This window comes from Sulfuriferula thiophila, from assembly GCF_003864975.1.
GTDB classification, from domain to species: domain Bacteria; phylum Pseudomonadota; class Gammaproteobacteria; order Burkholderiales; family Sulfuriferulaceae; genus Sulfuriferula; species Sulfuriferula thiophila.
On the sequence record NZ_BHGL01000047.1, the window covers coordinates 1 to 8563 of the forward strand.

General features: G+C 48.9%; 7 protein-coding genes. All 7 read right to left on the reverse strand.

Annotation, left to right across the window (positions count from 1 at the left end):
• Positions 1-175 precede the first annotated feature (175 nt).
• The gene (locus tag EJE49_RS14010; RefSeq protein WP_124950332.1) at positions 176-460 is read right to left on the reverse strand and encodes a transposase; all 285 of its coding nucleotides are present in this window, start codon (positions 458-460) and stop codon (positions 176-178) included.
• A gap of 208 nt (positions 461-668) precedes the next feature.
• Entirely contained in the window at positions 669-1259 is a 591-nt protein-coding gene (locus tag EJE49_RS14015) for a hypothetical protein (RefSeq protein ID WP_124951945.1), read from the reverse strand.
• Positions 1256-3127, reverse strand: coding sequence for a lysozyme family protein (locus EJE49_RS14020; RefSeq protein WP_124951947.1), 1872 nt, complete (start codon positions 3125-3127; stop codon positions 1256-1258). Before EJE49_RS14020 ends, EJE49_RS14015 begins: the two co-directional genes overlap by 4 nt.
• Before the next feature lie 23 nt (positions 3128-3150).
• Complete coding sequence (locus EJE49_RS14025; RefSeq protein WP_124951949.1) at positions 3151-5874, reverse strand: type VI secretion system Vgr family protein; 2724 nt, start codon at positions 5872-5874, stop codon at positions 3151-3153.
• Between the two features lie 9 nt (positions 5875-5883).
• A complete protein-coding gene (locus tag EJE49_RS14030; protein ID WP_124951951.1) occupies positions 5884-6264 on the reverse strand; it encodes a DUF2628 domain-containing protein in 381 nt (126 codons plus the stop codon).
• Between the two features lie 49 nt (positions 6265-6313).
• Positions 6314-7075 carry a hypothetical protein gene (locus EJE49_RS14035; protein WP_124951953.1) on the reverse strand — a complete coding sequence of 254 codons (762 nt, stop codon included), beginning with the start codon at positions 7073-7075 and terminating at the stop codon, positions 6314-6316.
• Positions 7072-8361, reverse strand: coding sequence for a hypothetical protein (locus EJE49_RS14040; RefSeq protein ID WP_124951955.1), 1290 nt, complete (start codon positions 8359-8361; stop codon positions 7072-7074). The genes EJE49_RS14035 and EJE49_RS14040 overlap by 4 nt, the downstream gene beginning before the upstream one ends.
• Positions 8362-8563: the final 202 nt, after the last annotated feature.

An 8563-nucleotide genomic window follows, 5' to 3' on the forward strand; every position in this document is an offset into this window, starting at 1 on the left:
CCGTAACTGTCCTCAAAGGATTGTTTGATGTCAATCAACAGCGCTTCATCGGCCACAGCCCGCTCCGATTTGGGGCAGGCCTTCCAGGCGTAGTAGCCGCTGCGATGGACGTTGAGGACTCGGCACATGCTGCGCAATCGGAATTCACACCGATGCTGATCCATGAAAGCGTACTTTACTCGGACACTCTGGCAAAGTACGCGGCGGCCTTTTTTAAGATGTCGCGTTCTTCGGTGGTGCGCTTCAATTCAGCCTTCATGCGACTGAGTTCGGTTTTAAGCGCGAGTACTTCATCTTTGGCAGCAGACGGGGATTGTTGCTGACTCTTCTTTAGCCAGACATATAAGCTCTTGTCTGATATGCCCAAACGCTTTGCAACCTCAACCACCCCATGCCCGCGCTCGGTGACTTGTTTGACTGCTTCTGCCTTAAATTCTGCTGTATATCTTGCGTTACTCATTGGCTTCACTCCTGTTCAGTTTCTACATCATAATGTGTCTACTGAAGCGGGTGAAGTCCAATATTTCGTTAATATAGTTATGTTGAAAATATATATATACAGCAGCGCCTGTCCCAGCAACCATTATCACCACAACAGTGATGATAGCTAAGATTTTCTTTTTATTCACTATTTCCCCATATCATTGTATATCTGTTGCGATATGGGTTTATTTAGAAGATTTCTCTGGCGGAAAAACATTAACAATGTCATCGCGCTCGCGGACTTCTTTAATGTCGCTACGCCAGTTTTCGGTCGTTCTCGACTCCACCTTGTATATACGCCAACCTTCAGGCAAATTTTTCAGATAATAAAAAACATTTCTACCGTCTTTGAATATGACATATACCTTAGCTTTATCGCCTTGAATGACTGGCGTGTTGATATGTGGTTTTGGTAGGGACTCTAGACGTGTAAGAGGTGCTAAATCTTCGTCATCTATGCCAGGATACCGAAAATTGCCAGCATCACCTGTCATACAACCAGAATTTATTCCCTTTTCTTTAATAATCGCTTCTTTGGACAGAAACTCCGCTAAAAGTCGGCATTGTCTCGGTGGATCGTACTTTCCAGCCACAACTTCATCACCATTTTTGTATTTTGCCCCAAAAGTTGCATAGTCAAACTCATCAGGGTCAATTGCATACATCTTCTTAAGCAGTGTTACGATAGCTGTCTGATCAGGCGTCATTGTTTCGGCCTGCGCCGTATAACTGTTTGCAAAAATTAACAACATTAAAGCCATGAACAATTTCTTCATTTGATACCAACCTTTCTTTTTTCTTCTGTGAAATAAGTATTAAACAACGACTCAAAATAAGCTTGGTCCATCAATCCACCCGATGCTGTCCGCCGACCAGCATTTTCTTTACCCCCTGGCAAACTCGTCCACTCGGTTCGCAATTTGGCAATAGCACCTGCCAATTCACCTTTACGAACAAGACCTAATGCTTGTCGATTTTCTATTTTTGCAACAGCCATACGGTCTTGTAATTGCGGAGTAAACTTTGCTTCATTGGGTGCCAAGCTGAACATTTTGTTATCTGCGATTACCTCCCCAGCTCCATTCATCCCAGTTAGTAATTCAACCCATGTTGTATAAACAATCTGATAAGCACCAGCTGCTGAATATATGCTACGTTGTTCCTTGGATACGGTATCCCACGGGTGTGTATCAAAACTACTAAATCGTTTAGATTTTGTCCCTGGCAAAGCGCAATTTAACAATGTGTAACGCTTGCTATCATCTGGCTCTGCCTGACACTCAAACTCCCTTATGCAGCGCAAAAATGCCTTCATCCTTAATATGGGTAAGGGGTCATAAAATTTTCGATAAACACGTGGTATCTCGTAACGAGACCATCTTGGGTGATGTGAGACTGGAATATAATCAGTCAGATAATTATCATAGCTACGCACATCTATATGTCCATGGTTGGGATACTCAGGATTTTTCTTTTTTTTGCGCTCCTCTTCCAGCACGGCTTGTGTCCATTTGTAAACGCTCACATCCCCAGGTGCTGCCCAGCGCGAATCAGGCAAGCTGTCGGTAACATCAATAAAACCTTGTTTGATTAGCTCCGAACCAGCAGTGCTGGCAGACTCACCTACTAAAACACCATTCACCCAACCTGTTCGTGTCAATGCTATTTTGACATATTTGTAGCATTGATTCGCTGGTTTACCTGCTGGTTTCTCCCCATGTTGATGCTTAAACGTCCCTTTGCTCAACTGCGTTAAAATTTCGACCGTCCCTGCGTTGCCATACTTGTAATCTGTCTGCTGTGTCAAATAACGGATGATTTCATTGACGTGCTTTATCTCTTCTGCGTTGACGGTAGGTACATTTTGTTGTGCTTTAGTGGAGGTCGAGACCGTTTTTCCGCCTTGCACAAAATCATCATGACTCCACAGATTGAAACCGGGCATACGCCAACTACCCCACCAGTCTTTGACTTTTGATATGAAGGTGGTTTGTGGGTGACCTTGAGCATCACGCCCCTGTTTTAGTGCTTCGACTTTTTTAACTGGTGTCTGCCCGCTGATTTTCTGAGGTATTGCATTGGTTTTATGTTTGGCGTGTTTATTGCTCGGCTTTTTCTTGGCAGGTGCTGGCGGGGTTGGCGTTTGCGTCGGCGCTGGAGGCGTGACGCTTTCCGGGGGCGTGATGTCGCCCCGATCGTGTTCAACGGGTTTAGGCGCTTGCGATTCAGCATTGCCTGGCGCGCCCTCATGTGCCTCTGTACTTGTTTCCACCAATAGTTTGGGGCTGACGTACTCCCAAGTAGTCTCGCCCACCGGCACGGTTGTCGTATCGATTACTTTGTAGCTGCCATCAAAACGCTTGACTGCAATCTCGATTTCCGCATTTGGGTTCAAGGTCATGGTCTGTAGCGTGCCGTTACTGTCCGTAGTCATGAACTGGGTCTTGTTAACAACACGCACGCGACATTCCAGACCTTCTATGAATTCGCCATCAAAGCCGATAAAACTCAAAGTAAGCGTATCGGGCAGTTTGGTTTCTTGTGCAGACTCCGATTCAGGTGAAGGCGCGGATTCGGATTCCGGCCCGGTTGAAGGCTCGGGCTTAGGTGTCGTGGCAAACATTTGTTCTTCGAAAATATCCATATATATTCCTGTATGTCCGAGGTCTAGACTTTGTGCGATACGTCGCTGAATTTGCGCCAATCGCCATCGCCTAGGACGACCTTGATTTTTTCCGCCTGGGCTGTGTAAATCGGCTTAGTCAGTCCTTCTTCAGTCAGCACGCCCTTGGCAATCAGTTCGCCTTTTTCGTTATAAGCTTCATAAGGTAATCGCTCATGAAGCTGACCGGTATCAACATCCCGCCCGATCAGACCGGAGAAGTTAATCCGCTGACTGAAGTTTTTAGGCGTGTCATCAATCAAGGTAGGGAAGCGAAGTTCAGACACTGTAGATCTCCCCGCCCCCGACAGCTCCGTCAAACTCCCCTTAAACGCCATCACCCCCGGCCCATGCACTTCGATATTGCCGCCTTCGAGCTTGATGTACGCCCCGCCCGAGGTGAGTAATACATGTTGCGGCGCGGCGAGGGTGACGGTCTGCTCGGTGCTGGCAATATGCACATCTTTGCTGGCGTTGATGTGTGTGTTGCCCGACTGGCTCTGGCTGCTGAGTTTGCCTTGGGCGGCGTGGATCCTGATGCCAGTTTCCTGATTGGGTTTGGTGCTGTCGATGGCGGTGCCTTGGGTGAAGAGTCTGATGCCGTCTTTGACTGCATGATGTTGCTGTGCCTGGCTGCTGACGCTGATGTCTTGTTCTGCGGTTAAGTTGCTGGTGTTGCCTGCACTGATGATGGCATTGGTAGCTGTGGCAGCGATGATGCCTGCGGGGCTGGAGAGTTGCAGGTGCGGTTCGCTGTAGGTGGTGATGTCGTTGCTGGTGTCGCTGGTGCTATTTTGGTTTGAACTGGTCTGCTGGCTGATGACTTGCTGGCTGTGGTCGAGTTGTTTGATGGCGGTGAGTTTGTCGGCTGTTGGGTCATTTGCACCCTTGGCCTGATGGGTGTCGGCAGACCGTGCGAGTGCGGTGTTAAGGTCATATTGGCGGCTGATGATGGCTTGTGCGGGTCGGCTGTCCATTTGCATGCCGTTGACAGACTGCGGGTCGCTGCTGATGAGTAAGCCACTGCCGGCTCTGACTGCGGCGCTGTGGCGGGTTTTGAGTTCGATGCCGAAACCTGTGGAGTTGAGGCGCTGGTTGTCGCTTTGGTGGGTGAGTTGGCCTAAGTTAAGCTCTGAGTCGCCTGTGTGCTGGGCTTCGTGTTGTTGCAGGCTGATGCGGCTCTGGTTGGCAGTGTCGTCAAATACGAGCTGGTTGTAGCCGCCGGTGCCGTCCTGGCTGTTGGCGAGTTGCTGGGTTTTGATACCAGACAGGGTGGCGGCGTGGTTGTTGCCGTCTTCGCTGCCGGTAAACCAGCTGGTTGCATTGGCTGTGGCGGTGGGGGCGGTGCCTGCTATCTGATTGTGGGCGGCGTTGTCCTGGCCCTGGCCGTTGTAGAGGCTGGCGATGACAATGGGGCGGTCGATGTCGCCGTCTATAAAGTCGACCAGGACTTCCTGACCGACTCTGGGTAAATGTACGCTGCCCCAGTTATCCCCTGCGGTGGGTGCGAGGCTACTGCTGACGCGTACCCAGGTGCCGGTGGTGGCGTCTCCCGGGGCGGTGGTGTGGTCATCCGCATAGGGGTGGCTCAAGCGGCTGTGGCTCTGGTCGCCGCGTTGCCAGTGGTACTGGATTTTAATGCGGTGGTCGCGGTCGGTGTGGATGGGGTCCGCCAAGTCACCATTCCCCTTGGCGCCGACGACGATGGCAGTTTGCTGACCGTGAACAGTGGGTTTGGGGTGGATGCGGATGCCATGACCGTCTGTCGTCTGGGGACGATAGGTGGTAGTGTCAGGGATGAGGGTCATGGTGTTGCGGTAGCGCGTTTGTTCGCTGTTGTTGCCGCTGTCATGCCGTTGGTGGGCGATGAGGTTGTTGTGTGCCTGATGGGTGACACGGGTGATGAGGAAGGTGGTGGCCTCACCATCACTGGTGTCGATGTTGGCGTAGGCCGGATGGTCTGTCAGGGTGATGGTGCTGCCGGGTGTGGCGGTGCGGACTGTGCCTGCGGCGGTAATGTCGTGACGACGGGTGTGGATGGCGTCCATACTGATGCGGGCGTAGCGTTCGCCTTCGGCGCTGTCGTGGTAGGCGTATTGGCCGGGGCTATCCTGTTGGGTGAGGGTGTAGCCCAGGTGTTGCTGGTTGCTGTTGGCGCTGGGGCTGTTGTCCTGATATTGGCTCTGGTGGATCTGGTTGGCGCGGTAGTCCCAGGTGACGGTTTCGATCCGATGGGGTGCTGCGCGATAGTGTTCGTGCCAGCTGTCTATGCTGTCCTCTGGCAAGACGGTGCCTGATTGGGTGTAACGTACGGTGGCTTGAGGATTGGCAGTAAAGGCGCTGTTGTGGTCACTGATGACCAGTGTATGTGTGCCCAGTTGCGGGCTGCTGGTATCTCCCTCATGGGTGAACCAGTAATACAGACCTTCTTCGCTCATCAGCCGGTTGATGAAGTCGAGGTCGGTTTCGCGGTATTGAGTGGTGAGCGAGCGCTTGGTGTAAACACTGGGGTCTGCCAGGTCAAATTTCCAGGCGGGGGTGTAGGCGCCCTCGCCTGCGCCGTCTTTGAGCACGGCGTTGAGAATGTCGATGACGCTCATGTCCTGGTAGATAGTGCTGTCGCGGCGGTGGCGCAGCAGGCTTAACCAGGGCTCGATGGTGAGGCGGTAACGGGTGAGGCCGCCATCACGGTGCGCTGGGTGAGGTTGGTATGCAATGCAACACCTCACCCCCCTACTTCACCACCACCCTTTGTCACCTACAACGACTTTTTTATAATAATCAATAGATGCTAGAACCGAAAACAGTACTGAAAAACCTGTTTGACCACCGTTTAAAAACATGCGCAAGGTCGCTTTATCTACATCAGCCCACATGATAAGAAACAAACTAAAAACAAAAATAAAAACGGCCAAAAACAGCGTATAGCTAATAGCCTTACGCCACAGACCCAAATACAAATAGTAAATCGGTCCAAACAACAATCCCCAGATACTAAAAATGATTGTAAATTTTTCTGTGAAGCTTAACTGATTCAATTTGGTCAGTTTTGTACCACCCGCTTTTTCAATAAGGGTAAAACGCGCTTTCCATTTATTGGATACATCTACTTGGTTCATTCATAACTCACTTTAGCTTAAAGATAATTCGTCAAAAACAAAGGGCGGATTAAAAATCCTCATCAGGCACGACTACCGACTTGCCTGTTTGTCGTTTTAATTTAATCGGGTAATAAATGCCTAAAATATAGAACTGAACAGCAAAACCGACCATCGTCAAAATCAATGGTAAGCCAAAAAAAGACAGCACCATGAAAACACCATGACCACTACCTGTATAGGGGGTGAGTACACGATTGAGCACAACGACCAGCGGGGCAACCAGCATCGCTGCGTAAAAATGAAATGATTTGAATGGGGTTCGGTCTGATAAGGATTTTTTGTTTTTTATAGAACGGTACATGTAATATATGGCATCTTCTTTTTCCACATATATTCTGGAAAGCAAATCCCCTTTGTGCAATGCCGTCATCACGTCTCCCCATACCAAATAACCCCAGTAGATAGACAAACCTAGTCCGCCGCCTACACCAAGGATATGTGCCCACATCGGCATTGGGGCGAAACCGAAGTAAAAGAAAAACATCGAAAATCCTAACACTGAAAAAATGCCGCTCGCACCAATGAACGCATTTATCACTCCTGGCATAAATAATTTAGATTTGCGATAACGAAAGTAAATCAACCATGACCCTACAAAACAAAACAGCGCATACCATAAACCGAATTTCCAGGCAAAATCGGTCTGGATTTTCATGTCATCTGTTGCCCCTTGTACTAACCATGTCGCGAACAATGTTAGCGGCACACCTACAAAAGAGGCCATCTTGGTTGCATTAAGCAAACTAAATTCAGCAGAATTATTACTCATTTGGCCGTCACCACTGACGTTTGCCCTGAAGGTACAAACATTTCGTGATAATCCTTATACAAAGCCTCTTTTGAGAATTTTTCGCCGAGGTATTGTGTGATTGCCTGCGATTTTTTGGATAAATAGGCAGTCAAATCTTCTTCACCTAATGACGCGGCTATTTTTTTATCGGCAAGGTCAAGGCGATAGCCCACAAAAATAGCGACTGCTAAAGTACCTACAACTAAAAGTGCAACCGGCGCGACAACCGTTGCACCAAAAAAGCCGGCTACAAATATAGCAGCACTTAGTAATCCGGCCACCACAGCACTCGCAATCGCCGCACTCAACCCAGCCTTCACAACATCAACCCCGATTTTAGAAAACAGATCAGTAAAGTCTTTTTTGTGTTTGCCGTTTGCATCTATCTGACTGTAATCCTTATACCATTCTGCGGTATCCATAGCCATGGTGAATAACACGGCAATGCCGCCTCCTTTTATCACGATTTTGCCTTCTTCTTTAGCAAATATTTTGATCGAATCATTCATCGCACCTCGGGCTGCACCCCACGTTTGTTTAGCATTGGCTGCGCCTGCGGTGATTTTGATGATCTTGGTGTTTGCTAATGAATAACGGGCTGCATTCATTAATGTTCTGAGACCAGCCCGTTGGTTGAATATCATATAGATCGCTGGTCCACTTTTATGCATGACGCGTTCCAGTCTGAATTTTGTCCCCATCAGTTCTTTTGCCCAGGCGCGATTGTCTATCAGGTAAGCTTGCGACCCTGCCAATTGGCCAATAATCCAGTTTTGCGTGATGATTTTATTAGGATCCAGATCGGTTGCTTCGCCACCATCCATAAAAAACTTTAGAATCTCAGGTGGGGTTGGGGGTGCATTTTTCTGTTCCACATAGTTTGGCTTTTTTATTTCAATAACACGCATCACTTGCTCTGCATCTGTAGGCGCTGCAACAGGCTGGGGAGATGTCGGCGCATGCATCATCACAATAAACGGTGCTGGCTTGATTGCAGGATCAGACCCGTAGCGTTTACGGTCGATGTCCCTGATATGATAAGTGTGGATGAATTTGCCATTCGCTTTCAGTATCAAATGCCCTCCAAATTCGCGTCCCAGATACAGATGGAAACGCTCGCCATCCACAAAGCTGACTTTCTGTCTGACAGGAACGATTTTTTTGTCGCGCGGATTGTAAAATTCACTCATGTCGGCTTCTATCGTGTATTGAGTGTCAGCTTTCATTTTAATATCAAATATCACGTCACGGTGATGACGCAGCATGATTTCGAGTTTGGGCTTATGCACCACACAACGAATGATTTCACCTGGCAGGTCTATGCAGACCTGCTGGGTGTCTGCGGGAATGATACGTTTTTTCGGGGCTTCGCTGGCTGCAAGGGTAATCCCCTCATTAATAACCGCAGTTAAAAGTAGAGGTTAAGCGGCCATAGCGAGTTTGTGTTTAGGTGGGATCCCACCAATC

What these genes read in the sequence shown, in the direction of transcription:
- EJE49_RS14010 (WP_124950332.1), bottom strand. Translation starts at nt 460, where the DNA reads ATGAGTAACGCAAGATATACAGCAGAATTTAAGGCAGAAGCAGTCAAA.
- EJE49_RS14015 (WP_124951945.1), bottom strand. Translation starts at nt 1,259, where the DNA reads ATGAAGAAATTGTTCATGGCTTTAATGTTGTTAATTTTTGCAAACAGT.
- EJE49_RS14020 (WP_124951947.1), bottom strand. Translation starts at nt 3,127, where the DNA reads ATGGATATTTTCGAAGAACAAATGTTTGCCACGACACCTAAGCCCGAG.
- EJE49_RS14030 (WP_124951951.1), bottom strand. Translation starts at nt 6,264, where the DNA reads ATGAACCAAGTAGATGTATCCAATAAATGGAAAGCGCGTTTTACCCTT.
- EJE49_RS14035 (WP_124951953.1), bottom strand. Translation starts at nt 7,075, where the DNA reads ATGAGTAATAATTCTGCTGAATTTAGTTTGCTTAATGCAACCAAGATG.
- EJE49_RS14040 (WP_124951955.1), bottom strand. Translation starts at nt 8,361, where the DNA reads ATGCTGCGTCATCACCGTGACGTGATATTTGATATTAAAATGAAAGCT.